This is a genomic window from Fulvivirga aurantia, from assembly GCF_009711475.1.
Classification (GTDB): domain Bacteria; phylum Bacteroidota; class Bacteroidia; order Cytophagales; family Cyclobacteriaceae; genus Fulvivirga; species Fulvivirga aurantia.
In genome coordinates this window covers 1-964 of record NZ_SMMD01000209.1, presented here as the reverse complement: position 1 = coordinate 964, position 964 = coordinate 1, and the positions used below count along the sequence as shown (strand labels likewise).

Below are 964 nucleotides of genomic sequence, written 5' to 3'. Positions count from 1 at the left end.
ATAACCATTGCTGTGGGTCTAGTGCTGTTACGCTCTTTCTAACTTCAAACTTTAATTCAGAAACCCCGTCCTTATTCGTCAATATCTCGCCAAGCTCCTGGTTGGTGCTCACGGCTTGTCCTTTTTTTACATAGACTTCTTTAAGACCTGCATACACTGTAAAGTAATCTCCGTGACTCACCACAATGGTATTGCCTACCAAAGGAACAAAAGCTACCGTGCTAACGGTGCCGTTGAAAATGGATTTTACTTTTTCATCTTCTTTAGTCTGGATATTTATACCTGTACTATTTAATACGATACCTTTTAGTACAGGGTGCTGTTGTCTACCAAACTTTTGAGTTACGAAACCAGACACCGGCCATGGTAAACTAGATTTGTTTTCGTTGAAGCTATTCGAAAGACTGACAGATGCTTCTGTAGATTTTTTCTCTGCAGCTTTGGCACGAGCTATCTCCTCCTTTATAATATCGTTGATCAACTTGTCGAGCTTGGCAACAGCATTCTTTCTTTCGTCAAGGTCTTTCTTTAGTTGTTTCTCTTGTTTTTTTAAGTTGGTTACAAGTAAGCTTTGATTTTCTTTAAGGTTAGTAAGACTTCTGCTTTCCTTCAGTTGCTCAGCTAATAGTATGTTTTTCTCAGAGAGCTTGCTTTCAATAATGGTGAGCTGGTCGGTAAGCGTACGCTGTACTTTATTAATTTGCTCTGCTTGAGTTTTACGTGCTTTGCCATACTGCTCCATATATTTCAAGCGCATAAAAAACTGATTGAAGGAGCTGGCAGAAAAGATAAATGTCAGCTTATTGAATCCTTGATTAGCTTTATGTGCCGCATACACCATAGCGGCATACTCTTTTTTAAGGTTATTCAAATCTTCTTCCAAAGCTTCTATAATAAGGTTTGTCTCCTCGATATCTTCAGAAAGTAGCTGTAACTCACCTCTTATTGAGCCAATAAGGTCTTC

The 964-nt window shown here is 38.8% G+C and carries 1 protein-coding gene; it reads right to left on the bottom strand.

Going from position 1 to position 964, the window contains the following annotated elements:
- A partial coding sequence (locus tag E1176_RS00665; RefSeq protein WP_155208665.1) for a murein hydrolase activator EnvC family protein occupies positions 1-964 on the bottom strand: 964 nt, incomplete at both ends.